The sequence below is a fragment of the Streptomyces sp. SLBN-31 genome (assembly GCF_006715395.1).
Classification (GTDB): Bacteria; Actinomycetota; Actinomycetes; order Streptomycetales; family Streptomycetaceae; genus Streptomyces.
In genome coordinates this window covers 2,827,409-2,853,062 of the sequence record NZ_VFNC01000001.1, presented here as the reverse complement: position 1 = coordinate 2,853,062, position 25,654 = coordinate 2,827,409, and the positions used below count along the sequence as shown (strand labels likewise).

Sequence of the window (25,654 nt, the reverse complement as noted above, 5' to 3'; positions counted from 1 at the left end):
GTTCCGCAGGACCGGGGGTCCGTCGGCCACGGGACCTGACAGGGATTCAGCTGTCCGCCGTTCGGGTCATGGACGGGAACGGACGCCCCTCCTCGATCGTCTACAGTTCAGACGGTGTCTACAAGGCTGTAGTCGGTAAGCGGTTTGCGTGAATCGTCTTCATGCGTGTGATCGCCCCTGGCAGCGTCGACCTGCTCGCATCCTGAACATCTGACGCAGCGCACCCGCCCCCGGGGCTTCAGCGGCAGGGGTGGCAGCTCCGGAGCGGGCAGGGGCGCGCCGTCGTAGCCGTTTCCGCTGTCCTGGTTCGTGGGATGGGTTCGTTTTCAAGGGTGTGAGCATCCGCGGTCGCGGTGATCGAAGTGCCCACACGATTTCGTCGACCGGCTGGAGAAGCGCGGCCTGGTGCGCCGCGAGCCGAGCCCCTCCGATCGGCGCGTCAAGAACGTCCTGCTCACCGAGGAGGGCGAGCAGGTCATCGACGTGATCCGCGGGAAGACGAACAAGACGCTGGCCGGGCTGAGCAGACTCGCGAGCAGGAGCAGGACACTCTGTACGCACTGCTCGAGCGCGCGTTCGCCTCTCAGCCCACCATCGCCTGACGGTCTTCTCAGACGCCGACAGGCTCGCCGGGACCAGGGACCGTACGGAACCGGAACGGCTCCGGATCGCGGCCGGGCTGGATGAACCAGCACTCCCCCGTGCCGTCTCCGGTGAGGATCCGCAGCACGGTGTCCGCCACGACCTCGGCCGGAATGACCGACAGCCCCTGCTTGGAGAGCATGTCGCGCAGCGGATCGATGATCCGCGACTCCGCGAAGCCGGGGCAGACGGCGTTGAAGCGCACGTTGTCCGCCGCGAGAGCCGGCCCCAGGGAGCGGGCAAGCCCTACGACCGCGTGCTTGTTGGCCGCGTACAGGGGATCGAGCGGTACGGCGGCCAGGCCCGCCAGGGATGCGGTCGCCACGATGGCCCCTCCCCCGCGGGCCCGCAGCGCCGGCAGCACCGCATGGGTGCCGAAGACCACGCCGTCGAGGTTGGCTCCCATCGCGCGGCGATAGCGTGCCAGGTCGAAGTCCTCACCGACGCCGCATCCGGTCGCCACTCCGGCGTTGAGCAAGGCGAAGTCGACGCCGCCATACTGCTCCTGGGCGAAGTCCACCAGCGCGCGGTTGGCGTCGGGATCGGAGACGTCGCAGGCGCGGAAACGGCCGCCGACCATGTCGGCCACCTCGCGGCCGCCCCGCGCGTCGAGGTCCGCGACGACCACGCGCGCCCCCGCCTCCGCCAGCGCCAGTGCCGCGGCCCGGCCCAGTCCACTGGCACCGCCGGTGACGATCGCCACCTTGCCGTGGAGCGCGGCGCCGTCCGCCTGTCCCGGCCGGGTGGCGACGGCGCTCTCGACGGCCGTCATGCCAGCTCCAGGACAAGCTTGCCTACGTTCTCCCCGCGGAAGAGCATCCCCAGCGTCTCGGGGAAGTCGTCCACGCTCCCCTTCACCACATGCTCCTTGACCTTGATGCGGCCGGCCCCGATCCAGGCGGAGATCTCCTGCGCCGCCTGCGCGTAGCGCTTGGCGTAGTCGAAGACGACGAAGCCCTCCATGCGGGCGCGGCGCACCAGCAGCGAGAGGTAGTTGGACGGGCCCTTGACCGGCGTGGCGTTGTTGTACTGGCTGATCGCACCGCAGACCACGACCCGCGCGTGCATCGCCAGCCTCGTCAGGGCCGCGTCGAGGACGTCCCCTCCGACGTTGTCGAAGTAGACGTCGATGCCGTCGGGAGCGTGCTGCTTCAGCGCCTTCCTGACGTTTTCGGCGCGGTAGTCGATGGCCGCGTCGAATCCCAGCTCGTCGACGAGCATGGCGCACTTGTCCGGGCCTCCGGCGATGCCCACGACCCGGCAGCCCTTGGCCTTGGCGATCTGGCCGGCGATCGTGCCGACCGCCCCGGCCGCCCCCGACACCACGACGGTCTCACCGTCCTCCAGCGCCCCGACGTCCAGCAGACCGAAGTAGGCGGTCATGCCGGGCATGCCCAGCGCGCCGAGATAAGTCGAGGGCGGGGCGAGGGAGGTGTCGACCTTCAGGGCACCCTTGCCGTCGGAGACCACATACTCCTGGACGCCGAACGTGCCGACCACGTGATCGCCCGGCTGGAAGTCGGGGTGATTCGACGCGGTGACCTCGATGACCGACCCGGCGCGCATCACCTCGCCGATGCCCACCGGCGGCAGATACGAGGGACGGTCGTCCAGCCAGCCCCGCATCGCCGGGTCCAGGGAGATGACGCGCGTCCGGCCCGCGAATCGGCCCGGGCCCGGCTCATCGACGGGCCCTGAGAAGTATTCCCAGTCCTCGGGCTTGACCTCGCCCACGGGGCGGGCTGCCAGACGGATCTGGCGGTTGGTCGCAGACATCGCGCCTCCTGTCGTTCACGGCTCCGCCGCAGGGTACCGACCAGTAGGTATGCCTGGTGCATGACGTTCGCCACACACGGGGCACGTCGCGCGGCGACTTGTATCCAGAGAGCCGTACCGACCCCGAAACGTGACCCGCGATGAACTTTTGAGCATTCCAACCAGTCGGTATCGTGCCCCGCTCACAGCCATCGCCGTAGCGGAAGGCCCTGCGATGACATTCGCCGACGAGAACCGGCATCCACCCTCGGACACGGGGTGGCCGCCGCCCCACACCGAGCACCAGCGGTACGGACACCACGCCCCGCGGTACGAGCCGTACGGGCAAGCCCCCTGGACCGAATCGTACGGGCAGGCTTCGTGGGCCGAGCCGTACGGACAGGCTTCCTGGGACGAGCCGTACGCGCACGAGACCCAGCGGCCCAACGCCGACCTCGCCGCCCTGCGCTCGGCCTACCGCACGCTCCGCCGGATCTCCACCCTCACCGCGCTCGGCTCCTTCGTGGTGTATGTCGTGCTGTCCTGCTACGCGCCCGGTCTGATGGGGGCCAGTGTCGCCGGGGAGCTGAGCCTGGGAATGGCCCTGGGGGTCTTCCAGCTCGTCGTCACCTTCGCGGCGGTCTCCTGGTACGGACGCAGCGCACAGCGCTCGGTGGATCCGTTGGCCCTGGCCGTCAGGGAGCGGGCGGTCCCCGCCGGCCTGAACGCGGGGACGGCGAGATGAACGACTTCAGCCCCGGGACGCAGGCTGTCGTCCTGGTCCTGTTCACCACACTGGTCACCCTCACGCTGATGATGTGCGTGATGGCGGGACCGGAACGCGACGACCTGACGAACTTCTACACCGGCTACCGCTCGCTCACCCCGCTCAAGAACGGCCTGGCGATCGCGGGCGACTACATCTCCGCGGCCACGGTCCTGAGCACGACGGGCATCATCGCGCTCGCCGGTTACGACGGCTATGTCCTCGCGGTCAGCACGGCCCTGTCCCTGGTCCTGCTGATGTTCCTGCTGGCCGAACCCCTGCGCAACGCCGGCCAATTCACCATGGGTGACGTCCTGGCCCGCAACATGCCCGGGCGGGCGGTGCGGGTCGCCGCCTGCGTCGTGACGCTCTCGGCGACCGTGCCCTTCCTCGTCGTCCAGCTCTCCGGGGCCGGGTCACTGCTCACCTTCATCCTGGACATCCCGCACGTGGCGGGCGCCAGGACGGCCTGCATCGTCATCGTCGGCAGCCTGATGATCATTTACGCGGCGCTCGGCGGTATGCGGGGCACTGCGCTCATCCAGATGATCAAGATCGTGATACTGATCGGCACCAGTTTCGTCATCGCCGCTCTGGTGCTGAACCGCTTCGACTGGAATCCCGGCGACGTCCTCAGGGCGGCGCAGCAGGGCAGCGGCGCGGGCCCGGCCTTCCTCCAGCAGGGCCTTCAGCTGGGCACCTCGGCCGTCGACCGGCTGGACTTCGTCGGTCTCCAGATCACCGTGGTCCTCGGCGTGGCCTGTCTCCCCCACATCACGATGCGTCTGTACTCCGCGCAGGACGTGCCGGCCGTGCGTCGCTCCATGTCGTGGGCGGTCGGCACGGTCACCACGTTCTGTCTGCTCGTGATCGTCATGGGTACGGGCGCGGCGGCGCTGGTGGGATCGCGGGACATCACCGCGGCCGACCCGCAGGGCCGGACGTCGGTGCTCATGCTGTCGCAGGTGCTCGGCGGAGCCTCCTCCTCCGCGGGCACGACGATTCTCTACTCGGCCGTGGCGGGCATGGTGTTCATCACCCTGCTGTCGTCGGTCGCGGGGATGACTCTGGCCGCGGCCTCCTCGCTCGCCCACGACCTGTTCGCCCACGCGGCCCGGCGGGGACAGGCCGAGCCGCGTACGGAGATGACGGTGGCGGCGTGGACGAGCGTGGGCGTGGGAACCGTGGCCATCGGGCTCGCCACGGTCGTCCAGAACTGGAACGTCGGTGTGCTGACCACTCTGGCCATCTGCGTGGGCGCGTCGGCGGTGGCACCCGCGCTCACCTACTCCCTGTTCTGGCGCGGATTCACACGCACCGGCCTGCTCGCCACCCTCTACGGCGGTGCGGCCTGCGCGTTGCTGCTCATGATCTTCTCCAAGGCCGTCTCGGGCACACCGTCCGCCGTCTTCCCGAACGCCGACTTCGACCTGTTCCCGATGCAGTCGACCGGGCTGATCTCCATCCCGTTCGGCTACCTGGCCGGGTGGCTGGGCAGCCGCCTGGACCACCGGCGCCGCGCCGCCGACAGCCGGGTGAACCGGCGACTGTACGACGAGAGCGAGGCACGGCTGCTCGCCGCAGCGGAATGACCGCGGCCTGAGAGGGTCAGGTGAGCATGCCGGTCAGTGACTGCTCGGTCCACACGGTCTTGCCCTCGCGGGTGTAGCGGGTGCCCCAGCGTTCGGCCATCTGCGCCACCAGGAACAGGCCGCGCCCGCCCTCGTCGGTCGTACGGGCGCGGCGCAGGTGGGGGGAGGTGTGGCTGGTGTCGCTGACCTCGCACACCAGGGTCCGTTCACGGATCAGCCGCAGAGTCGCGGGGCCGCTGGCGTACCGGTACACGTTGGTGACCAGTTCGCTGGCGATGAGCTCGGTGGTGAACGCCAGATGCTCCAGACCCCATTCGGTCAGCTTGGCCGAGGTCAGCGCCCGTGCGCGGGCGGCGCTGGCCGGCTCCGGCGGCAGCTGCCACGAGGCGACGTCGTCCTGCGGCAGCATGCGCGTACGGGCGATCAGCAGGGCGACGTCGTCGCTGGGGCGCGACGGTACGAGCGAGTCGACCACAGCCTGGCATGTTCGCTCCAGGGCGTCCGCCGGGCGGGTGAGCGCCGCGCACAGTTTGGACAGGCCCGCGTCGGGGTCGAGGTGGCGTTCGCCGATGACGCCGTTGGTGTACAGGCACAGCAGGCTTCCCTCGGCCAGTTCGACCTCCCGGGCCTCGAAGGGCAGGCCGCCCAGGCCGAGCGGCGGGCCGGCGGGCAGGTCGAGCGGTGCGACGTGTCCGTCCGGAGTGGTCACCACGGGCGGCGGGTGGCCGGCGCGGGCCACGGAACACCGCCGCGAGACCGGGTCGTACACGGCGTACAGGCAGGTGGCGCCGACGACCTGCTCGCCGACGGGCCGTTCGCCCGCCGCCTCCTGTTCGACGGCCAGCAGGTTGACCATGTCGTCCAGCCGGGAGAGGACCTCGTCCGGTTCCAGGTCGAGGCTCGCGAGGGTGTGTACGGCAGTGCGCAGCCGGCCCATGGTGGCGGCCGCGTGGATGCCGCGTCCCACCACGTCGCCGACGACGAGGGCGACCCGGGCCCCGGACAGGGGGATCACGTCGAACCAGTCGCCGCCCAGGCCCGGAGCCGCGCTGGCCGGCAGATACCGCAGGGCCACCTCGACGGCCGGCTGGTCCGGGACCGCCCGGGGCAGCAGGCTGCTCTGCAGGGTGAACGCGGTCTGCTGTTGCTGGGTGAAGCGCCGGGCGTTGTCGATGGCGACGGCGGCGCGCGAGGCGAGTTCCTGGGCGAGGGTGAGATCGTCCGCCTCGAAGGGGTCGGGGCGGCGCGAACGCCACAGGGTCATCACGCCCAGCACCATGCCGCGCGCGGCGAGGGGTACGACGATCAGCGAGTGGACGCTCAGGTCCGGAGCGTGGGCTCCCTGGTGGCCTTCCGTCGAGAGCGATTCGGGCGGCAGCACAGGTTCCAGGACGGGCCGCCCTTCGGACAGGCACCTGGCCTGGGGTGAGTCGGACGCGAAGTCCACCGGCTCGCCGTGGGGGTGCGGTGGGCCGGGTTGCTGGGCCCCCACGCTGCTGGCGCCGAGCCGTACGACGGGCCCCGCCAGGGCCGGTGCCAGTTCCTCGCCGCGCGTCACCGGCTGGAGCAGGTCCACCGACGCGTGGTCGGCGAGGTGGGGCACCATCACCTCGGCGAGTTCCCTGGCGGTCTCCGCCACGTCGAGGGTGGTTCCGATACGGCTGCCGGCCTGGTCGAGGAGCGCGAGCCGGCGCTGGGCCCGATGACGGTCGGTGATGTCCTCAATCATCTCGGCCACGCCCAGGACGCGGCCCGCGGGATCCTCCATGCGGAAGGACGAGACCAGGGCGACCCGTTCCCGTCCCGGATCCTGCTCCAGGCGGACGAACTGCTCGGAGTAGACGAGCGGTCTGCCGGTCTCCATCACCTGGCGCACCCGGTCCAGGGCCTTGCGTGCGTCGTCGGGGATGAGCATCTGCCCGCTGGGCAGCCCCTCGAAGCCCGCCGCGGGGACGCCGCTGAAGCGTTCGATGGCCCGGTTGACCCTGAGAAGCCTCAGGTCGGTGCCGTGCACGACCAGTCCGATCGGGCACTGGCGGTACAGACCGTCGAGGACCGCACGGTCCCGCTGCCACTCCAGGACGTCGGCCGCGAGTGCCCCGGCCAGTAGCCACTCAGAGGCCTGGCCGTCGCGGGAGAGCGCATGGGCCCTGAGCCCCATCTCCACGAGCCGCCCGTCGCGGTGGCGCACCTTCAGCACCCCGAACCAGCCGCCGGCCTTCCTGCACTTTGCCGCGGCCTCCCTGGCGGCCGGCATTTCGCTCGGGCCGACAAGGACCTCGAAGGCCGGACGGCCGAGCACGGCCGTGTCGGAATGGCCGAGCAGCTCCTGCGCCCGCCGGTTCCATCCGATCACGACTCCCCGGTCGTCGAGCACCGCCAGGGCGACGAGGTGCAGGGCGAACGGATCGTCGTGGCTTTCGCTGAACTCCGTCATCCGCTTCTCCACCGCTGTACCGGCACAGTCCCACTCTGACAACGTCCGTAGCCCGCCGCCACGGGACCGCGCCATGAACAGGGCCCGCCGGGCCGCGCGGGGGTGTCCTCAGGTCGCGTGCCGCCAGGGCCCAGCTGAGCTCCACAGCTGTATCCGCACTGCCCAGGCCGACACCGGTCAGCTCCTCGAACCGGCGCAGCCGGTAGCGGACGGTGTTGACATGGACGTGTGCGCTGCGGGCGACCTCACGGATGTGCCGCCCCTTCTGCAGGTATCCCCGCACCGACTCCTCGATGAGCGCTCCGAACTCACCCTCCGCCTCCAGTGGGCGCAGATAGCGGTCGATCAGCAACTCGGCGAGTTCCGGTTCGGAGACGACGGCCACGCGCCAGGACAGGTCGCTCAGGTCGTACACGCCGCGCAGACCGTACGCACGGGCGGCATCCAACAGCCGGCCGGCGGTACGGAAGGAGCGGTGCGCCGCGGTGAGGTCCGTCGGCGGGCCGAGCCCCGCCGTCACCTCCAGGTCGCCCGTCTCCGGCTTCGCCTCGACGACTCCGGCGACGGCGTCGTCCAGCACGGTGAGCAGCGCGCCTCGGCCGGTCCTGCGGGCGTGGGACTCCAGGGAGCGTACGAGCACGTCAGGACCGAGGCCGCCGTTCGGTACGGCTCTGACGGCCCGGTACGGCGCGGAGACCGCCATGACCGACGAGCACCATGACCACCCCCACCACGCCGGCGCCGACACCGGCCCACGGCTCACGCCGCCGGCCGAGGACGACTGGGACCGGCCACCCGGGAGTTGCTCGCCCTGATTCCCCGCGACGCCGACGGCCGCCTCACCAACGTCTTCACCACCTTGGTACGGCACCCCGACCTGTTCCGGCACTTCCTGCCGTTCGGCAGCCATCTGCTGCGCGACGGCCGTCTTCCCTCCCGGACCAGGGAACTGCTGATCCTGCGCACCGCGTACAACACCCGGGCAGCCTACGAATGTTGACGGCATGTACCGCTGGCCCGGGCCGCCGGGGTCACCGACGAGGAGATCCGGCGGATCGGCGCAGGCCCGGACGCCCAGGGGTGGGCGCCTGCCGACGCCCATCTGCTGCTCGCCGCCGACGAACTGCACCGGGACGCACGCCTGCCCGCGGCCACCTGGTCACGGCGATGCCTCGGGCGCCCCGTCTGAGCACGAGGGCCGCCGGCATGGATGCCGCCGGTCCGCTCCACCTCAGCTGACGGGGCGGGGGCGGGGGCGGTCCCGAGGGGTCAGGGCATCGACCGGGACCGCCCCCGCCGGCTCACTTCGCCAGCGGGCCGAACTCCTTACGGGTGTCCACCGGCTTGCCGAACAGCTGCCACCGCTCGCCCTTGAACCGCATCAGCTGCATCGTCTCGATCGGGAAGGCGTCGTCGCGGCCCGTGGACAGCGTGACGCCGGGCAGCAGCATCCCCACCTTCACGCCCTTCAGGTCACGCACCGCGTCCCGCAGCCCCTCCCTGGTCGGGCACTTCATCGCGTCCAGCGCCTTGTGCAGGCTGGAGGCGACGGCCCAGCCGTAGGCGTTGAACTGGTTGGCCGGGTCGGAGCCGGGCGCGTACTTGTGCAGTGCGTCCTGGTACGCCTTCATCTCCTGGTCGTCGGCCCACTGCGGGTCGGCGGGGTCCTTGAAGTAGGTCGCCGAGACCACACCCTGGACATTCTTGAACCCGACAGGCTGGAGCACGGCGGCGGACGAGGACACGTTGTTGACGATGTGCAGCGGGTTCCACTTGGTGTTCTTGGCGTCGGCGGCGAGGGCCTGGCTGCCGAACTTCGGGGTGGTGATGTCGAGCAGGACGTCCGCCTCGGAGCGGGCCAGGCTCGCCATCTGCGCGGACACGGACGGGTCGGTGACCTCGTAGCTCTCCTCGGCGACCACCTTGATGCCGCTGCTGGCGACGGCCTTCTTGAACCCGCCCAGCAGGTCTTTGCCGAAGTCGTCGTTCTGGTAGAGGACCGCGACCTTGGCGTTCGGCTTCTCCTCCTTGAGGTACTTGGCGTATACCCGTGCCTCGGCCACGTAGTTGGGCTGCCACCCGATGGTCCAGGGGTGCTTGTCGTCGCTGCCCCAGACGGAGGCACCCGTGGCGACGAAGGGCTGCGGCACCTTCTGCTTGTTCAGGTAGTCCCACACGGCCGCCGTGGACGGGGTGCCCAGCGTCTGGAACACCGCGAAGACCTTCTCCTGCTCGACGAGTCTGCGGGCCTCCTCGACCGCCTTGGGCGGCTGGTAGCCGTCGTCACGGACGACGAACTGCACCTTGCGGCCGTCTATGCCGCCCTTGTCGTTGACGTACTTGAAGTAGGCGGCGACACCCTTGCTGATCGTGCCGTACGCGGAGGCCGGTCCCGACAGCGGGTAGATCCCGCCGAGCTTGATGGTCTTGTCCGTGATGCCGGTGGTCTGCTGCCCCTTGCACGCGCCGTCGGCGGCGGTGTCCTGGGTGTCCTGCCCTCGCTGACTGCTGCAGGCGGTCGCGGTGAGCAGGGCGGCGGTGGCGGCTGCGGCAGCCCGCAGAGCGGTGGTCTTACGCATGTGATTCAGTCCTTTTCCGTGCGGGGCGGGGCGCCCACGGGTTCGGCGTCGGCTACTGCGGGGTCCGCAGGGGTGAGCGTCGCGGAGGGTCGGGTTTCGGCCTGCGAGTTCGGCTCCGCGTCGGGTGGGGAGTCCGGCTCCGCGTCGAGCGCGGATTCAGCCTCGGGTGTCCGGTCGAGAACGGTGGCGGTGGCCGTGGCTGTGGCAGTGGTGCGGGGCAGGCGGCGGGCTATGGCTCCCAGGACACGGCCCGGCAGACCGGCAAGTCCCGTCGGGGCCACGAACATCACCGTGATGATCAGCAGGCCGAACACCACTCCCGGCGCGGCCTCGCTGAGGTCCTGGGAGACACTCGGCACGTACATCACGAACGCCGCGCCCAGCAGGGGCCCGTACAGCGAGCCGAGCCCACCGACCACCAGGCCGGCCAGCAGGGTGATGGACAGCACGAAGCTGAAGGAGTCGGGCGAGACGAAGCCGATCACCCAGGTGTACAGGCACCCGGCGACACCAGCGAACATCGCGCTCCACGCGAAGGCGAGCGTCTTGTGCAGCGACAGGCGTACGCCCATGACCTCGGCGGCACTCTCGTTGTCCCGTACGGCGAGCAGGGCCCGGCCGACCCGGGAGCGCAGCAGGTTGCGAGCGAGCAAGAGGGCCACCGCGGCGACGGTGAGGACGACGAAGTACATCCATTGGTCCTCGGCGAGACCGCTCCACGCGGGTGGCTGCAGCTTGTCCACGGTCAGGCCCATGGAGCCGCCCGTCACCGGTTCGAGCCGCTTGAGCAGGGACGGCAGGAACACCGCGAACGACAGGGTGACCAGGGCCAGATACAGCCCACGCAGCCGCAGCGCGGGCACTCCGAACCCGAGGCCCAGCAGGAAGCATCCGGCGGCCGCGACCGGAAGCGTGGCCAGGTGGCCGGTGTCGTACCGGTCGAGCATGATCGCCGCCGAGTAGGCCCCCGCCGCGAAGAACGCGCCGTGCCCGAGCGAGATCTGCCCGCCGAAGCCGACCAGCAGGTTCAGCCCGGCCAGCGCGACGGCGTACAGCAGCACCATGGTCAGCTGGAAGACCTGAAAAGGGGCGAAGTAGAACGGTGCGCCGCAGGCGACCGCCACCGCGAGCAGCGCGGTGAGCGCGGCTCGCAGCCGCCGGGCCCGGTCGGTGCCGAGTGCCGTGGTGAGGGTGCTCATGCGCGCTCCACCGCCGCTCGTCCGAACAGACCCTGGGGCCGCACCAGCAGCACCGCCAGAATGATCACGAGGGGCACGCCCACCTTCAGATCGGCACCGACCACATCGACGTACGCCCCGGTCAGCGTCTCGGCGACGCCCACGAACAGGCCGCCGACGACCGCGCCGACGGGGCTGTCGAAGCCTCCGAGGGTGGCCGCGGCGAAGGCGTAGATCAGCACCCCGCCCATCATGTTGGGCTCCAGGAACAGCAGTGGGGCGACGAGCACGCCCGACACGGCGCCGACCGTCGCGGCCAGCCCCCAGCCGAGCATCAGGACCCGGCCCACCCGGATGCCCGACAGCCGTGCGGAGGCCGGATTGCAGGCGACGGCCCGCATCACCAGGCCGATGGAGGTGTGCTGGAACAGCAGATACAGCAGGCCCATCACGACGCCCACCACGCCGAGGATCCCGAGCGTCGACCAGTCCACGCGTACCCCGGCCAGGTCGAGCCCGCCGTCGGGGAACTGCTGCGGGAAGTCCTTGACGGTGAACGACCAGATGAGGCCGGCCAGCGCGTTGACGAAGATGAACAGGCCGACGGTGACGATGACCACCGTCAGCTCGGGCGCGCCCTGCACGGGGCGGATGACGATCCGCTCGACCAGCATGCCGCCGGCGAAGGACACCGCGAGGGTGACCGGCAGCGCCAGCCAGAACGGCATCCCGGATGCCACCAACTGCCAGGCGACATACGTGGAGAGCATGGCCAGCTCGCCCTGCGCGAAGTTGACGACGCCCGTGAACCGGTGAATCAGTACGAGGGCCAGAGCCAGGCTGGCGTACACCGCGCCGGAGCCCAGTCCTTCCACCAGCTGCTGGAGAAAGTCGGTCACAGCGCTCACCCGGCCTTGCGGGAGCCGAGGGAGACACCGAGGTAGACCTCGGCGACCTGCCCGTCCTCGCGGATCTGCTGGGCCGGCCCGGACAGCACCAGGCGGCCGGCCTCCAGGACGTGCGCCCGGTGCGCGATGTCCAGCGCGAGCTGGGCGTTCTGCTCGACGACGACCACGGTGGTGCGTTCCTCCTCGTTGACGGCACGGACGATTTCGAACAGCTCGCGGGTGACCAGTGGCGCGAGGCCCAGGGACGGCTCGTCGAGGAGCAGCAGCGAGGGCCGCAGCATCAGGGCCCTGCCGATGGCGAGCATCTGCTGCTCCCCGCCGCTGAGGCTGCCGGCGGCCTGCCGCGAGCGTTGGCGCAGTTTGGGAAAGTGGCCGTAGATCCGGTCCAGGTCGGCGGCCACGGCCGCCCGCTCGGCGCGGCTCCGCCATCCGGAGCCGGTGCGCAGGTGGGCGCCGACGCGGAGGTTCTCCTCGACGGTCAGCTCATTGAAGGTGCCCCGCCCCTCGGGCACATGCGCCACGCCGAGCCGGGCGGCCTGTTCGGGCGAACGGCACAGCAGTTCCGTGCCGTTCACGGTGACCGAGCCGCGGCCGCGGACCATGCCGCTCAGCGCCCGCAGTGTTGTGGTCTTGCCCGCGCCGTTGGGTCCGAGGATCGCGCAGACCTCGCCGCGGGCGACGGAGAAGTCGAGGCCCTGAAGGACGCGGGCCTGGCCGTATCCGGCATGCAGTCCGGACACCTTCAGGAAGTCCGGTTCCGCAGTCGGGACCTCCGGCTGCGTGGTCTCAGTGGTGGTGGGCTCGCTCATGCGGCCACTCCCAGGTACGCCTCGACGACCGCCGGATCGCGCTGGATCTCCTCCGGCGTGCCCTCGGCGATCTTGCGGCCGAAGTCGAGGCAGACCACCTTGTCGCACAGGCCCATCACGAAGCCCATGTGGTGTTCGACCACCACGAGCGTGAGGTCGAACTCCTCACGCACCGACCGGACCAGATCCGCGAATTGGCCGACCTCGCCGTGGCTGAGCCCGTTGACGGGTTCGTCGAGCAGCAGCAGCCGGGGCCGTACGGCGAGGGCCCGGGCGAGTTCGACGCGCTTGAGCGTGCCGAACGGCAGCCCGGCGGCGGGGTGGTCGGCGACGTCCGCCAGACCGAGCCGCCGTAGCAGGTCGTCCGCCTGATCACACAGTTCCCTCTCCTCCCGCCGGACGCGGGGCAGCCGGAGTGCCGCGGCGAGGTGTCCGGTGTGCCCCCGGCTGTGGGCGCCGACCATGACGTTCTCCCGGACCGTGAGCCGCGGGAACAGGCCCAGGTTCTGGAAGGTGCGGGCGATGCCGCGCCCAGCCACGGCGTGCGGAGGAAGGGCCAGCAGGTCCTCGCCCTCGAACCGCACGTATCCCCCGTCGGGGGTACAGCGCCTGGTGAGGCAGTTGAACAAGGTGGTCTTGCCGGCTCCGTTCGGTCCGATGAGCCCTACGGCGGTGCCCGGCTCGACGGTGAACGCGACACCGTCAAGTGCCGTGATCCCGCCGAAACGCACGGTGATACCGTCGACCGCGAGCATGAGTGACGCCCCTTCCGACGTTTTGGGGGTGGGAGAGCGTCACAGTAGGTGGGGGCGTTCGGGGCGCACATTGGGTGCGAGCACCCAACTTCCCGGCCGTCGGACTGTGCGCCGCGCACAGATAACGCTTGATGTCTCACTCCGAGCCTGTTGACGGAGCACGAGGCGGGCGGCGACGATCGGCGCCATGCCTCACGGGCCCGCTCTGGGCGCTCCCCTGCTTTCCGAACCGCTCCGCCGGGAGCGGTGGCGGATCCTGCACGCCGTCCATGACCGGGTCGAGGAGGTGGCGGACACCGCCGTGGGGGTGATGCGTGCGGAGATCCCGTCGTACGCACTGCAGGACGAACGCTTCTTCGCGGACGTACGGGAGCAGGTGCTCGAGCACTACCGGATGCAGTTGGCGGCGCTGGCCGGGGATCGGGGCATCGCCCCCGAGGACCTGGTCTTCAGCCGCGCCGCGGCGATGCGGCGGGCACGGGCCGGGTTCGCCCTGGAGGACTGGATCAGTGCCTTCCGGGTCGGTCGGCAGGTGCTGTGGGACGCGCTGCTGGACTGCGCCGGCACGTCCGCCGAGGCCCAGCAGGCCGCTCTGTCCCTGGTCACCCCGCTGATGCGGTACGTCGACTACGCCAGCACTCATGCCGCGCAGGCCTACGTCGAGTACCAGCAGCACGTGGTGGCGGACGCGGACCGGGAGCGCCGGGACCTTCTTGACCAGCTCCTGGCCGGCGTGGCACCGACGCGCGGTCCGCTGTCCGCCGCCGCGCAGGCGTACGGCATCGGGCCGCACTCGCCGATGATGGCGGTCGTGGCGGTGTGTGTGGGCGACACCCGCACCGGGGACCTCACGTCGGCCGAGCACGGCTATGCCACCACCGCGTCGATCAGCGTGGCCGGGCCGTGGGCGGGCCGGACCCTGGTCGTCGTGCGCCACGAAGAGGTGGTGGCCGTGCCCGTGGTCCGGGCCGGCATGACCCCGGACGACACATGCGCCCACTTCGAGGCCGTGCAGCAGCGGCTCGCGCGGGGCGGGACCATGCTCTCCATGGGGATCAGTACGGTCGCGCAGGGCGCGTGTGAACTGCCGCGCGCGTACGAGGAGGCGCGGGCCGCCCTCGACCTGGTGCCGAGCGGGGGCGGGGTGGCTGCGCTGCCGCGGCTTTCCCCGTTCGACTACCTCGCGCTGCGGGCCGACGACCTGGCCCGTCAGCTGGTCGATCCCCGGGTGCGGGTGCTGCTGGAGGAGGACCGCAGGCGGGGCGACACGCTGGCCGCCACCATTCGGGCCTTCGCGGAGGCCGACCTCAATCTGCGGCTGGCCGCCGACCGGCTGCGGGTGCATCACAACACGGCGCACTACCGGTTGCGCCGGATCGAGGAACGCACCGGCCGCAATCCGCGCCGGATCGCGGACCTGCTGGAACTACTGGTCGCCCTCGCCATCCGCGACGGGGCCAGGGAAGGTGAGGAGGGCCGGTGAGCGGCATCGTGGAGTCCGCCGGAACCGAGGCGGCACATCAACTGCCGGGCGAGCAGGGAGAGTCGGCCTTGCCGGAGGGGCACGCGGAGCACAACGGAACGGTCCGGCGTGCGCTGCTGGACGCCGCGCTGGAGGTGTTCACCGAGCGCGGTTACACCGAGGCCGGCCTCACCGAGATCGCGGCGCGCTCCGGCATCCCGGTGGGCAGCCTCTTCCAGCACTACGGCGGCAAGCGAGGGCTCTACCTGGCCCTGTGGGAGGAGTTCCGGGAGGAACAGGAGCGCAGGACGGCGGCCACGCTGGCCGCCGAGCGCGGCCGTGGTGTGGACGACCCCATCGCTCTGTTCGTGGCGGGAACCAGGGCGTATCTGGAGGGTGCCTGGGACAATCGCAGGCTCGGCATGCTCCTCGTGGAGGACGACGGCCCCGCCGGCTTCGACGCGCTGCGCCGCCAGTGGGACCGCGCATGGGTACGGCGCAACGCCCGGCTGCTGGAGGTGGACGAGCGACGACGCGCCGGCCGGGTCCGGGTGAGCGTTCTGACCACCGTCATCGGCGGGGCGGCGCGCGAGCTGGGCGATTGCCGGGATGAGACGGAGGCCCGGGAGATAGTGGACGAGGTGTGCGGCATCCTGATCCATCTGTCGGCACCGCCCGGCCCGTGACCAGCAGAAGAAGAGGAGTCGCCAGCCATGTCACTCGCCCGCGTCCACAACTTCTCCCTCTCGCTCGACGGCTTCGGCACGGGTGAGGGTCTGGGCCAGGAAGCGCCGTTCGGCCATGCCGGTGAAAAGCTGCACGAGTGGATGTTCGCCACCCGGTGGTGGCACGAGATGACCGGCGAGCCGGGCGGGACCAGCGGCCTCGACGACGCCTTCGTGCGGCAGTTCACGCCCGGGATCGGCGCCGAGATCATGGGCGCCGGGAAGTACGGCTACCCCGGATGGCACGACGACGAGGAGTGGAAGGGGTGGTGGGGGCCCAACCCGCCCTTCCATACCCCGACCTTCGTCCTCACCCGCCACACGCGCCCGTCGATCGGGATGGAGGGCGGCACGACGTTCCACTTCCTCGACACTTCGCCCGCCAAGGCGCTGGAGACGGCCCGCGAGGCCGCGGGCGGCCAGGACGTACGCATCGGCGGGGGACCCACCGTGATCCGCGACTTCCTCGCCGCCGGGCTCATCGACCATCTGCACGTTGTGGTGGTCCCGATCCTGCTCGGCCGGGGCGTACGCCTCTGGGACGGACTGGAGAGCGTCGAGAAGGACTACCGGGTCGAGGCCACCTCCTCGCCCAGCGGGGTCACGCATGTGACGTTCAGCCGCGCAGGTCTCTGAACCGCCTCTGTGCAACACGCCTCAGATGCCGATACCGGCTCCTTGCCTGAACGGGACCGCGTCACCCAGGAGTTGGCCGCCGTCGATCACCATAGTCTCGCCGGTGACCCAACTCGCCGCTTCCGAGACCAGAAAGGCGACCGCCGAGGCGATGTCGGCGGGCTCCCCGATACGCCCCAGTGCCGTCGAGGCGGTGACGGCCTGCTCGTGCTCCTTCCACAGGGCCTCGGCCAGCTTGGTACGCACCACACCGGGTGCCACCGCGTTGACTCGGACCTTCGGTGAGAGTTCCAGGGCCAGTTGCCTGGTGAGATGGATCAGTGCGGCCTTCGACGCGTTGTACAGGCCGATGTTCGCCTCGAAGGCCATGCCGCCGACCGATGCCGTGTCGACGACCGCGCCTCCGTGCTCGCCCATCCAGGCCCGGGTGGCCAGGCCCGTCCACAGGACGGGAGCCCACAGGTTCACGTCGAAGGTCTTGGGCGAACCGGCCGTGGTCCTGGTCGATGACGGGCCCGAAGGCCGGATTGGTCCCCGCGTTGTTGACGAGGATGTCCAGGCTGCCGAACCGTCCGAGCGTCAGCTCGACACAGCGCCGGGCCGCCTCCTCGTCGAGCACGTGGGCCCCGACGCCGACCGCTGTGCCGCCGACCCGGGCCGCCGCGGCGTCCGCCGCCTCCTGGGAGCGGGAGGTGAGGACGACGTTCGCGCCGGCTGCGGCGAGGGCCTGGGCGATCGCCAGCCCGATACCGCGTGAGGCACCCGTGACGGCGGCGGTGCGGCCGGTGAGATCCAGTCCGGCCATGTCAACTCACCACTGCCGCGTCGCGGTACTGGCGCAGTTCCTGCTTGGCGATGGCCCGCTTGTGGACCTCGTCGGGACCGTCAGCCAGCCTCAACGTCCGCAGGTGGGCGTACATCATCGCCAGCGGGAAGTCCTCGGTCACGCCCGCAGCGCCGTACACCTGGATCGCGCGGTCGACGATCTTCAGCGCGATGTTCGGTGCGGCCACCTTGATGGCCGCGATCTCGGTGCGCGCTTCCTTGTTACCGACCGTGTCCATCAGGTACGCGGCCTTGAGCGTGAGCAGCCGGATCATCTCGATGTCGATGCGTGCTTCCGCGATCCAGTCCTGGATGTTGGACCGTTCGGCGACCGGGCTGCCGAAGGTCACCCGTGACTGGGCGCGCCGGCACATCAGCTCCAGCGCCCGCTCGGCCGCGCCGATGGCCCGCATGCAGTGGTGGATCCGACCGGGTCCGAGCCGGGCCTGGCTGATCGCGAAGCCCTCTCCCTCACCCTTGAGCAGGTCCTTGGCCGGGACCCGTACGTCGGTGAAGTCGATCTCGGCGTGTCCCTCGCGGTCCTGGTAGCCGAAGACCGGCAGGCCGCGCATCACCGTGATCCCGGGGGCGTCGATGGGGACGACCATCATCGACTGCTGCCGGTGCACAGCGGCGGTGGGGTCGGTCTTGCCCATGACGATGAGTACTTTGCAGTTGCGGTGCAGGGCGTTGGACGCGAACCACTTGCGGCCGTTCAGCACGTACTCGTCGCCGTCGCGTTCCATCCGCAGCTCGATGTTGGTGGCGTCGGAGCTGGCGACCTGCGGCTCGGTCATCGCGAAGGCCGAGGCCATCGTCCCGTCGAGCAGGGGCTTGAGGTACTTCTCCTTCTGCTCGTCGCTGCCGAACAGCGTGAGCACCTCCATGTTGCCGGTGTCGGGAGCGTTGCAGTTGCACGCTTCGGAGGCGATGTGACTGCGCCCCATGATCTCCGCCAGCGGCGCGTACTCGAGGTTCGTCAGCCCCGGCCCCCACGCCGGGTGCGGGTGCGGGTGGAAGAGGTTCCACAGTCCGCGTCGCCGTGCCTCCGCCTTGAGTTCCTCGAGGATCGGCGGCTGGAAGTGCGGGTCACCGGAGGCGCGCATCTGCTCGTGGTAGACCGACTCGGCGGGGGGAGGTCGACCGGGCCGAACGTGCTCTCCGCCAGGTCGATCAGCTCTTGGATCTGGGGGGTGTCCGACGCGTCCGCGCCGGCGCTGACAGTGCTCCCTGGATGGTCGGCGTTGACCCTGTCCGACACCGCCCGCGCGCTGTCCGCGTCGAGGTCCGTGACGACGACCCGGGCACCCTCGCGAGCGAGCCGCGCGACCAGCGCGCTGCCGATACCGCCGGCACCACCGGTGACGATGGCGACTCTTCGTGCAACGTTCACAGCGAACCTCTCCGAGATGGGGGACCGTGCTCCGTCCGCCCGAACTGTACAGTTGAATCCGACGTCAAGTTCAACAGTTGGGCGTACGTCACCCCACACCGGGGGTGGTGGGCTTCGCCCCGGCTCAGGCTGCCGCGTCAGCGGTGGTCAGGGAACCGCAGGGCATTCGCCCAGAGCCGGCTGACCGTGGACACGAGCTTCTCGAAGTCCACCGGCGTGCCTTCTTCCTCGCGCTCACCGAGCACGAAGGCGTTGTAGGCCATGACGCTGACCATGCCCGACAGCGCACGGGAGGCCAGCATCGGATCGACGTCCCGGTCAGCGACACCCCGCGCCTGCAGGTCGGCGATACCGCGGGCATTGCGGCGGATGAACGCGTCGGCGCGCCGGCTCCGGAATGTACGGAACTCCGGCTCGACCTGCGCCACTTGCTCGAGCAGCGCCATCAGCTTCGCGTTGCGCTTGTACGCCTGGAGATACGCGCGATTGCTCGCCTCGAGCACCGCATAGGGGTCGTCGGCATCCTCCACCCGGGCCATGCCGGGGTGCAGCATGTCCTCCTGCGCCTCAAGGAGGACGGCGGCGAGCACCTCTTCCTTGCCCGCGAAGTAGGTGTAGAACGACCCCGCCGCGCACTGCGCCTCTTTGGTGATGTCGGTCAGGCGGGCGTCGAGGTAGCCGTCCCGTTCGAACACCTTCCGCGCGGCCTTCACCAGAGCGGCCCGCGTCCGCGCTCCGCGCTTCGTCGTGGGCGGCTCGCGAAGGTGCGACAGGGGCGCCATCGGGGGCGGCTGCTCGGCGTCGATCTCCTCGGGCGCGGTGGTGTCCATCGCGGGAACTTTACTTGAATCCGACGCCACAGTCACAAATCGCGTACGTCCGAAGAAGGTCGAAGAAGAGGCACATCCAGCAATTCCCGATCGGCCGATCGATCAGGCGTCGATCCCGAAGTGTTCGGCGAGCCGGCGGCGGGTGTCGGCGGCGCTGGTGTGCAGTACACCGCCGATTCCGATCCGTGCCGCCCCGTCGAGGTTCTGCTGCAGATCGTCGATCATGACCGCCTCCTCGGGGTCGACGCAGAGACGTTCACAGGCGATCGCGTAGATCCGCCGGGAGGGTTTGCGGATCCCGACCATGGCGGAGATGACGACCACGTCGGCGAGCGAGGCCAGATCGACACCGTCGTAGGTACCGGTACCGAAGGAATTGGACACCAGCGCGACGGGATGCCCGGCGGCTCGGAGATCGCCGAGCAGGGCGAGCATGTCCTGGTCGATCGACATGCCCGCTTGCATGCGGGCAGTGAGTCCCTCGGCCTGGACGTCGGCACCGTGAGCCCGGAGACGTTGGGCGAATCCCCGCTCGAAGGCTTCGGCGTCGATACGGCCGCACTCGTGGTCGGACAGCAGGGTGCGTGACGGCTGGTCCCGGCTGAGGAGCTCCAACGGCAGGCGCGGATCGCCGCCGAGGGAGGCGCCGAAGTCGGTGAACGCCTGCAGCACGCTGGAGGTGATGACTCCGCCGAAGTCGACCAGGACCGCGGTTCTGGTCTTCTCCATCAGGCGACCTCGAACAGTCCGGCGGCACCCATTCCGCCGCCGACGCACATCGAGATCACCACGTACCGGACCCCGCGGCGCTTGCCCTCGACGAGGGCGTGTCCCACCAGTCGGGCACCGGTCATTCCGTACGGATGACCGACCGAGATCGCGCCGCCATTGACGTTGAACCGCTCGGGGTCGATGTGCAGTTCGTCGCGGCAGTACAACGCCTGGGAGGCGAACGCCTCGTTGAGCTCCCACAGGCCGATGTCGTCGACGGTGAGGTTGTGCTGCTTCAGCAGCTTCGGGATGGCGAACACCGGCCCGATGCCCATCTCGTCCGGGCCGCAACCGGCGACGGCCATGCCCCGGTAGACGCCCAGCGGTTCCAGTCCGCGGCCCTCGGCCTCCCTGGACTCCATCAGCACCGACGCCGAAGCCCCGTCCGAGAGCTGCGAGGAGTTGCCCGCCGTCACGCTGGACTGCGCGCTCACCTGGCCGTCGGGCAGCACCGGCGCCAGGCCGGCCAGGCCTTCGAGCGTCGTCGACGCGCGGTTGCCCTCGTCCCGGGTCAGGGTGACCTTCTCGTGCCGCACCTCCCCCGACTGCTTGTCGAGCACCTTCTTGACGCTGTCGAGGGCGACGATCTCCTGGTCGAACCGGCCGGCCTCCTGCGCCGCCGCGGTGCGCTGCTGGGACAGCAGCGCGAACTCGTCCTGACGCTCCCGGCTCACGCCGTAGCGTTCGGCGACGATCTCCGCCGTCTGCAGCATCGGCAGGTAGATGCTCGGCTTGCGCTCGACCAGCCAGGGATCCGTCATGCGGTGGGTGTTCATGTGCTCGTTCTGCACGAGGGAGATCGACTCGACGCCACCGCCCACCGTGACCTGCATACCGTCGGCGACGATCTGCTTGGCGGCCGTCGCGATGGCCATCAGGCCCGACGAGCACTGCCGGTCGATCGTCATCCCCGACACGGTGTCCGGGAGCCCGGCGCGGAGAACTGCCTGGCGCGCGACGTTGAAACCGGATGCCCCCTGCTGCGCGGCGCAGCCGAAGAGCACGTCCTCGACCTCGCCTCCCTCAAGCCCGGCACGCCGTACGGCGTGGGCCAGGGCATGGGAGGCGAGTTCCTGCGTCTGGGTGGCGTTGAACGCGCCGCGGTACGCCTTTCCGATCGGCGTCCGTGCCGTCGAAACGATGACTGCTTCCCTCATGTCGCCTCACTGTCTCCGGTGGTCCGACGCCACCTTATAGTTGAATCCGGCGTCAAGTTCAATGCAGGGGGTACTGCGTCCGCCGGGAAGCAGACGCGCCCGCGGCCTTGACAGTCCGCCTCTGCACCTGAAGGCTACCGACCAGTCGGTATGGAAGGGCGGGTCGTGACCGAGCTGAGCATCTCCACCAGTGCGGGCGTCTTCGACGCGATCGAGGCGGGCCCACCGGAGGGCCGGCCGGTGCTGTTGCTGCACGGCTTCCCTCAGACGGGGCTGGCCTGGGAACGGCAGATCGCGGCGTTGGCCGTGCAGGGCTACCGGGTGGTGGCGCCCGATCAGCGCGGCTACTCCCCCGGCGCCCGCCCCGAGCGGGCCGAGGACTATCGCATGAGCCTTCTCGTCGACGACGTGGTCGCTATCACGGAGGAACTGGGGTGGTCGACGTTCGACCTGGTCGGCCACGACTGGGGCGGCGCCGTGGCCTGGTGGACCGCGGACGCCCACCCCGGCCGGGTACGCACCCTCACGGTTGTCTCGACACCGCACCCCGGCGCCCTCGCCACCGCCCTGCGCACCGACGATGACCAGCGTGAGCGCTCGCACTACATGATCGACTGGGGCGAGACCCCCGCGACGGAGGAGCGCATGCTGGCCCACGACGCCCAACTGCTTCGCGCCCTCTACGCCGGGGCGGTCCCGCAGGACAGTGTCGAGGCCTACATACGGCACCTGACCCGGCCGGGCGCTCTCACCGCCGCGCTGAACTGGTACCGGGCAGGCCGCCCCGACGGCAGGATCGGCACGATCGAGGTGCCCACGCTGTACGTCTGGAGCACGAACGACAGGGCGTTCGGCCCGGCGCCGGCACACGGGACCGGGCGGTGGGTGGAGGGGCCGTACCGCTTCGAAACCCTCCAGGGCGTCAGCCACTGGGTCCCCGAGGAGGCACCCGACGCGCTGAACCGTCTGCTGCTCGAACACCTGAGAACGCACGGCTAGTACCCGAGTACGAAACCACAGCGAACACCCCGTTGGCCGACTCTCCGAAGAGGTGACCCGTGAAGACAGCGCGTGCGGCCTGGCGCGGACTCGAGCCCGTGCACGGCATGATCTACTTCGTCCCCGAGGCGAGGCGACGGTACGCCGACCTCGGACTGAGCGGACGCGCAGGCTACTTCACCTCGCGGAGCGCCGCGTTCGGCCGGGCCTCCGCCGAGCTGGTCATCTCGACCTTCTACAACTTCAACCCCGGTCTCGTACGGCAGGCGCTCGACGGCGCCTGGGACGCGACGACGCCGCAGCAGGTGCTGGACGCCCGGTACGCCGCGGCTGGCGAAGCCCTGCGGCGGGCGGGAATCCACGAACTGCCCGAGCTGGACGAGGTCCTGGCGCTGGCCCGGCGGGCCGCCGAGGCGGCCTGCGAACACGCTCAGGGCCGTCCGCTGTTCGCTGCGCACGCCGCTCTGCCCTGGCCGGAGGAACCGGTGCTGCGCCTGTGGCACGCCCAGACGCTGCTCCGGGAGTTCCGTGGCGACGGCCATGTGGCGTGCCTGCTGAGCGAGGGCGTCGGGGGCCTGGAAGCCCTCGTGCTGCACGCCGCCACGGGTGAGATTCCCGTCGGCTTCCTCAAGATGAGCCGCGCATGGTCCGAGGAGGAGTGGGCCGGCACCCAGGAGAGCCTCCGTGAGCGGGGCCTCCTCGACGGCGACTCCCTCAGCGCGGAGGGCGTCACCCTGCGCCGGCACATCGAGGACCGCACTGACCGTCTGGCCCTTCCCGCCTACGCCGCCCTGGGTGACGCCGACTGCGAGCGTCTCGCCGAACTCGCCGGCTCCTTCGGACGAGCCGTCCTCGAAGCCGGTCTTCTCAAGCTCGGCTGACCCGGCCTTGTCCGCCCGGCACCCTCATGTGACGTCGACGTAGTCCCCGGTTGCCGCGGCCGGGCCGGTGGTGGGCGTGCCGGCGAAGACGAAGCGGAAGTAGCCGTCGGTCCTGGCCTTGGTGGTGGTCGTCAGCGTTACGTTGCTCCCGCTGGTGACGGTCTTCAGCGTGGTGTAGGCGGCGTTGCCCTTCTTGCGGAACTGCAGCTGCACGGGCCGGTCCTGGTATCCGGTGTAGGTGCCGTTCTCCCAGTTGGCGCGGGTCAGCTTGCCGGTGACCGTGATGGTCAAGAGTCCAGCCACAGCCGCCCGCAGACAGCCACACCGTGGAATCGCCAACTGCACCGGCCTGAGCCAGCCAGCGGTTCAGAGGCCCTCCGGCAAGCAGGTGGAAGACAGTGAGATTTACCCGACCGCCTTCCGCCTTGCGGCCACCAACGCTGACGCGTTTCAGCTGGTCAGCGCACTCTCCCCCGTGGCTTCAGCGGCAGGGGCGGCAGCTCCGGAGCGGGCAGGGGCGCGCCGTCGTAGCCCTTGACCTCGCCGAAGCGGGTGCCCTCCGTCCAGTCCCGGCGCGCCTGCTCGATCTCTTCCTGGGACCGCCCGATCCAGTTCCAGAACATGATCAGCTCCTCCTCGAACGGCTCACCGCCCAGGAGCATCAGGCCCGCGTCCGACTCGGCGCGCAGCGGGAGTTCGGTGCGGCCGCAGCCGAGGTAGAGCATCGAGCCGGGCAGTACCGGCACACCATCGACATGGGCCTCGCCGGACATGGACAGCACGGCGTACTCGAAGTCCGGCTCCAGCGGTAGGCGTACGTCCGCCCCGCCGGCGAGCGCCAGGTCGGCGCCGACGATGGGGGTGTACGTCGTACCGGGCGAGGTCGCGCCGTCGAGGCCGCCGAGGATCAGGGTGCCCTTCAGGCCCGGGGCCGTGACGACGGGCAGTTCGGCGTGGTGCTCGAAGTGCGGGTCGGTGTGGCGGTGGCCGTCGGGGAGGGCCACCCACAGTTGCGCGCCGTGCAGGAAGCGGGCGTGCCCACGGGGGCTCTCCTCGGAGTGGCTGATCGCCCGGCCCGACGTCATGAGCCCGAGTTCACGGGGGCGGATCGTCTGCAGGCTGCCGGTGGAGTCGCGGTGCAGCACCTCGCCCTGGTGCAGCCAGCTCACCGTCTGCAGGCCCATGTGCGGGTGCGGCGGGACCTGCATGCCCGGTTCGTCGGCGATGTCGTCGGGGCCGTAGTGATCGACGAAGCACCAGGCGCCGACCATGCGGCGGCCGAGGTTGGGCAGGAGACGGCGCACTTCGGTCGACTCGCCGAGTTTGACGCGGCGCGGGCTGAGGAGTTCGCGAACGGGCTCCGCCACCACGAAGCCACGGCCGCCGCACAGGGCGGGAACCGCCTCGCGATCAAGATTGCTCATGCAGCCCAACCTAGTCCCGCGGGGGCGGTCCCGTCAGTCCGTCGCCCGGGCGGTACCGCTCCCCCCGGCTCACGGGAAAACAGCTGTCGACCAGGGGGCTTGGTAATTTAGTAGCCATGTACATAATAGCCATGTACCGTATTTGCCATGAGCAGTGGTTCCGAGAAGGCGACGCCCGGGTTCCTGGTCTGGCGTCTGTCGATGAAGTGGCGGGTCGCGGTCGACCGGGCGGTGGCCCCGCTCGGGCTCACCCACGCCCAGTACTCCCTGGTGGCCTCGTTGTACGGCATGCAGCGCGGCGGCGAGCGTCCCAGCCAGCGCCGTCTCGCCGACCACACCGGCCTGGAGGCGCTCTACGTGTCCAAGCTGGCGCGCGGTCTGGAGTCGGCCGGTCTGCTGGAGCGCACCCGGGACCCCCGCGATCCACGCGCCGTCCAGCTGGCCCTCACCGAGCAGGGCCAGGACGTCACCCGGCGTGCGGTCCAGGTCGTGCAGGGGCTCCTGGAGCAGTTGCTGGCGCCGCTCGGCGGCCGCGACGCCCCCCGCGCCCGACAGTTCACCCGCGACCTGGCCACCCTGCTCGACGCACCTCTTGATCCGTTCAGCGAGAACATCCCGAACGAGAAGGAGCAGTCATGACCACGACCGCGCCCGTCGCCGACGCCCGGGCCCTGGGCCTGGCCCACTACGCCGCCCGCGCCGCCCTGGAGAGCGTGCTGAGCCGGCACGGACTCACGTTCCAGCAGCAGATCATCCTCAGGTCCGTGGTCGTCGCCGAGGCACCGGTCGAACGCGACGCCCTCGTCAACCAGGTCACCGGCTCGCTCAAGGTGGACGCCGCCGAGGTGCGGGACGTCGTCGGGGAACTGGTCGGCAAGGGACTGCTGACGGCCGAGGCGGCCCGCGTCCGGGCCACCGACGCCGGCCATGCCCTCTACGCCGAGGTCGGCGCCGAGACCGGGGAGCTCTCGGCCCGGGTCTGGTCCGGGATACCGGCGGACGACCTCGCCGCCGCCGGCCGCGTCCTGGCCCTGGTGACCGAGCGGGCCAACGCCGAACTCGCGGCGATGGGGGCCTGACGGCCGCCTCGACGCCGTACGGAATAGGCGAAGGCCCTCCACGGTTGCGCA

25 protein-coding genes and 5 pseudogenes are annotated in these 25,654 nt (G+C 70.4%); 12 read left to right on the top strand and 18 right to left on the bottom strand.

Annotated features, from left to right (window positions below):
- Window positions 1–405: 405 nt before the first annotated feature.
- Entirely contained in the window at window positions 406–687 is a 282-nt protein-coding gene (locus tag FBY22_RS13125) for a hypothetical protein (RefSeq protein ID WP_313905382.1), read from the top strand.
- Here the strand turns inward: FBY22_RS13125 and FBY22_RS13120 are convergent.
- Both FBY22_RS13120 and FBY22_RS13115 read right to left on the bottom strand, forming a co-directional pair.
- Window positions 611–1,414, bottom strand: coding sequence for an SDR family NAD(P)-dependent oxidoreductase (locus tag FBY22_RS13120; protein WP_142145269.1), 804 nt, complete (start codon window positions 1,412–1,414; stop codon window positions 611–613). The genes FBY22_RS13125 and FBY22_RS13120 overlap by 77 nt on opposite strands.
- Window positions 1,411–2,418 carry an NADP-dependent oxidoreductase gene (locus FBY22_RS13115; protein WP_174267135.1) on the bottom strand — a complete coding sequence of 336 codons (1,008 nt, stop codon included), beginning with the start codon at window positions 2,416–2,418 and terminating at the stop codon, window positions 1,411–1,413. Before FBY22_RS13115 ends, FBY22_RS13120 begins: the two co-directional genes overlap by 4 nt.
- Window positions 2,419–2,632: 214 nt before the next feature.
- Here FBY22_RS13115 and FBY22_RS13110 point away from each other — a divergent pair, with 214 nt between their 5' ends.
- Complete coding sequence (locus FBY22_RS13110) at window positions 2,633–3,142, top strand: DUF485 domain-containing protein (protein WP_142145267.1); 510 nt, start codon at window positions 2,633–2,635, stop codon at window positions 3,140–3,142.
- Window positions 3,139–4,755, top strand: a complete 1,617-nt coding sequence (locus FBY22_RS13105) for a cation acetate symporter (protein WP_142145265.1) — start codon at window positions 3,139–3,141, stop codon at window positions 4,753–4,755. The genes FBY22_RS13110 and FBY22_RS13105 overlap by 4 nt, the downstream gene beginning before the upstream one ends.
- 16 nt (window positions 4,756–4,771) lie before the next feature.
- Here FBY22_RS13105 and FBY22_RS13100 read toward each other — a convergent pair whose 3' ends face one another.
- Together FBY22_RS13100 and FBY22_RS45915 are read right to left on the bottom strand one after the other, a co-directional pair.
- Complete coding sequence (locus tag FBY22_RS13100) at window positions 4,772–7,192, bottom strand: SpoIIE family protein phosphatase (protein WP_174267134.1); 2,421 nt, start codon at window positions 7,190–7,192, stop codon at window positions 4,772–4,774.
- A gap of 178 nt (window positions 7,193–7,370) precedes the next feature.
- Window positions 7,371–7,445, bottom strand: a pseudogene (locus FBY22_RS45915) (helix-turn-helix domain-containing protein); the annotation flags it as partial.
- On the opposite strand from FBY22_RS45915, the gene FBY22_RS44135 reads away from it, so the two are divergent.
- A complete protein-coding gene (locus tag FBY22_RS44135) occupies window positions 7,413–7,913 on the top strand; it encodes a hypothetical protein (RefSeq protein ID WP_174267049.1) in 501 nt (166 codons plus the stop codon). The pseudogene FBY22_RS45915 and the gene FBY22_RS44135 overlap by 33 nt on opposite strands.
- Before the next feature lie 81 nt (window positions 7,914–7,994).
- Window positions 7,995–8,192 (top strand): carboxymuconolactone decarboxylase family protein, encoded by a 198-nt coding sequence (locus FBY22_RS13090; RefSeq protein WP_142145260.1) that lies wholly within the window; start codon window positions 7,995–7,997, stop codon window positions 8,190–8,192.
- Between the two features lie 301 nt (window positions 8,193–8,493).
- Here FBY22_RS13090 and FBY22_RS13085 read toward each other — a convergent pair whose 3' ends face one another.
- From FBY22_RS13085 to FBY22_RS13065, 5 genes are read right to left on the bottom strand one after another with little or no spacing between them, the layout of a single operon-like run.
- Window positions 8,494–9,771, bottom strand: a complete 1,278-nt coding sequence (locus FBY22_RS13085; RefSeq protein ID WP_142145258.1) for an ABC transporter substrate-binding protein — start codon at window positions 9,769–9,771, stop codon at window positions 8,494–8,496.
- Between the two features lie 5 nt (window positions 9,772–9,776).
- Window positions 9,777–10,970, bottom strand: a complete 1,194-nt coding sequence (locus tag FBY22_RS13080; protein ID WP_142145256.1) for a branched-chain amino acid ABC transporter permease — start codon at window positions 10,968–10,970, stop codon at window positions 9,777–9,779.
- Window positions 10,967–11,848, bottom strand: a complete 882-nt coding sequence (locus tag FBY22_RS13075; protein ID WP_142145254.1) for a branched-chain amino acid ABC transporter permease — start codon at window positions 11,846–11,848, stop codon at window positions 10,967–10,969. Before FBY22_RS13075 ends, FBY22_RS13080 begins: the two co-directional genes overlap by 4 nt.
- Window positions 11,849–11,853: 5 nt before the next feature.
- On the bottom strand, window positions 11,854–12,666 hold the full coding sequence (locus FBY22_RS13070; protein ID WP_142145252.1) for an ABC transporter ATP-binding protein: 813 nt from the start codon (window positions 12,664–12,666) through the stop codon (window positions 11,854–11,856).
- Window positions 12,663–13,421 (bottom strand): ABC transporter ATP-binding protein, encoded by a 759-nt coding sequence (locus FBY22_RS13065; RefSeq protein WP_142145250.1) that lies wholly within the window; start codon window positions 13,419–13,421, stop codon window positions 12,663–12,665. The genes FBY22_RS13070 and FBY22_RS13065 overlap by 4 nt, the downstream gene beginning before the upstream one ends.
- A 187-nt stretch (window positions 13,422–13,608) precedes the next feature.
- On the opposite strand from FBY22_RS13065, the gene FBY22_RS13060 reads away from it, so the two are divergent.
- From FBY22_RS13060 to FBY22_RS13050, 3 genes are read left to right on the top strand one after another with little or no spacing between them, the layout of a single operon-like run.
- Window positions 13,609–14,904 (top strand): CdaR family transcriptional regulator, encoded by a 1,296-nt coding sequence (locus tag FBY22_RS13060; RefSeq protein ID WP_142145248.1) that lies wholly within the window; start codon window positions 13,609–13,611, stop codon window positions 14,902–14,904.
- Window positions 14,901–15,569, top strand: coding sequence for a TetR/AcrR family transcriptional regulator (locus FBY22_RS13055; RefSeq protein ID WP_222127754.1), 669 nt, complete (start codon window positions 14,901–14,903; stop codon window positions 15,567–15,569). Before FBY22_RS13060 ends, FBY22_RS13055 begins: the two co-directional genes overlap by 4 nt.
- A gap of 27 nt (window positions 15,570–15,596) precedes the next feature.
- Window positions 15,597–16,244 (top strand): dihydrofolate reductase family protein, encoded by a 648-nt coding sequence (locus FBY22_RS13050; RefSeq protein ID WP_142145246.1) that lies wholly within the window; start codon window positions 15,597–15,599, stop codon window positions 16,242–16,244.
- A 21-nt stretch (window positions 16,245–16,265) separates the two neighbouring features.
- On the opposite strand, the gene FBY22_RS45720 is transcribed toward FBY22_RS13050, so the two are convergent.
- From FBY22_RS45720 to FBY22_RS13020, 7 genes and pseudogenes are all read right to left on the bottom strand, one after another.
- Complete coding sequence (locus FBY22_RS45720) at window positions 16,266–16,712, bottom strand: SDR family oxidoreductase (RefSeq protein WP_313905381.1); 447 nt, start codon at window positions 16,710–16,712, stop codon at window positions 16,266–16,268.
- Between the two features lie 97 nt (window positions 16,713–16,809).
- Window positions 16,810–17,049, bottom strand: a pseudogene (locus FBY22_RS45715) (SDR family NAD(P)-dependent oxidoreductase); the annotation flags it as partial.
- Window position 17,050: 1 nt separating this feature from the next.
- Window positions 17,051–18,202, bottom strand: a pseudogene (locus FBY22_RS13040) (acyl-CoA dehydrogenase family protein); the annotation flags it as partial.
- 14 nt (window positions 18,203–18,216) lie between these two features.
- Window positions 18,217–18,462, bottom strand: a pseudogene (locus FBY22_RS45910) (SDR family NAD(P)-dependent oxidoreductase); the annotation flags it as partial.
- 137 nt (window positions 18,463–18,599) lie between these two features.
- Window positions 18,600–19,292, bottom strand: coding sequence for a TetR/AcrR family transcriptional regulator (locus FBY22_RS13030; protein ID WP_142145244.1), 693 nt, complete (start codon window positions 19,290–19,292; stop codon window positions 18,600–18,602).
- 102 nt (window positions 19,293–19,394) lie between these two features.
- Complete coding sequence (locus FBY22_RS13025) at window positions 19,395–20,021, bottom strand: HAD family phosphatase (protein WP_142145242.1); 627 nt, start codon at window positions 20,019–20,021, stop codon at window positions 19,395–19,397.
- On the bottom strand, window positions 20,021–21,220 hold the full coding sequence (locus FBY22_RS13020; protein ID WP_142145240.1) for an acetyl-CoA C-acyltransferase: 1,200 nt from the start codon (window positions 21,218–21,220) through the stop codon (window positions 20,021–20,023). The genes FBY22_RS13025 and FBY22_RS13020 overlap by 1 nt, the downstream gene beginning before the upstream one ends.
- A 165-nt stretch (window positions 21,221–21,385) precedes the next feature.
- Here FBY22_RS13020 and FBY22_RS13015 point away from each other — a divergent pair, with 165 nt between their 5' ends.
- Window positions 21,386–22,219 (top strand): alpha/beta hydrolase, encoded by an 834-nt coding sequence (locus tag FBY22_RS13015; protein WP_313905380.1) that lies wholly within the window; start codon window positions 21,386–21,388, stop codon window positions 22,217–22,219.
- A gap of 59 nt (window positions 22,220–22,278) precedes the next feature.
- Window positions 22,279–23,100, top strand: coding sequence for an SCO6745 family protein (locus tag FBY22_RS13010; protein ID WP_142145237.1), 822 nt, complete (start codon window positions 22,279–22,281; stop codon window positions 23,098–23,100).
- Window positions 23,101–23,124: 24 nt separating this feature from the next.
- Here the strand turns inward: FBY22_RS13010 and FBY22_RS13005 are convergent.
- Window positions 23,125–23,388 (bottom strand): annotated as a pseudogene (locus tag FBY22_RS13005) (hypothetical protein); the annotation flags it as partial.
- A 170-nt stretch (window positions 23,389–23,558) separates the two neighbouring features.
- Complete coding sequence (locus FBY22_RS13000; protein WP_142145235.1) at window positions 23,559–24,524, bottom strand: pirin family protein; 966 nt, start codon at window positions 24,522–24,524, stop codon at window positions 23,559–23,561.
- 147 nt (window positions 24,525–24,671) lie between these two features.
- On the opposite strand from FBY22_RS13000, the gene FBY22_RS12995 reads away from it, so the two are divergent.
- Entirely contained in the window at window positions 24,672–25,163 is a 492-nt protein-coding gene (locus tag FBY22_RS12995; protein WP_142145233.1) for a MarR family winged helix-turn-helix transcriptional regulator, read from the top strand.
- On the top strand, window positions 25,160–25,603 hold the full coding sequence (locus tag FBY22_RS12990) for a helix-turn-helix domain-containing protein (protein WP_142145231.1): 444 nt from the start codon (window positions 25,160–25,162) through the stop codon (window positions 25,601–25,603). Before FBY22_RS12995 ends, FBY22_RS12990 begins: the two co-directional genes overlap by 4 nt.
- The last annotated feature ends 51 nt before the right edge of the window (window positions 25,604–25,654 follow it).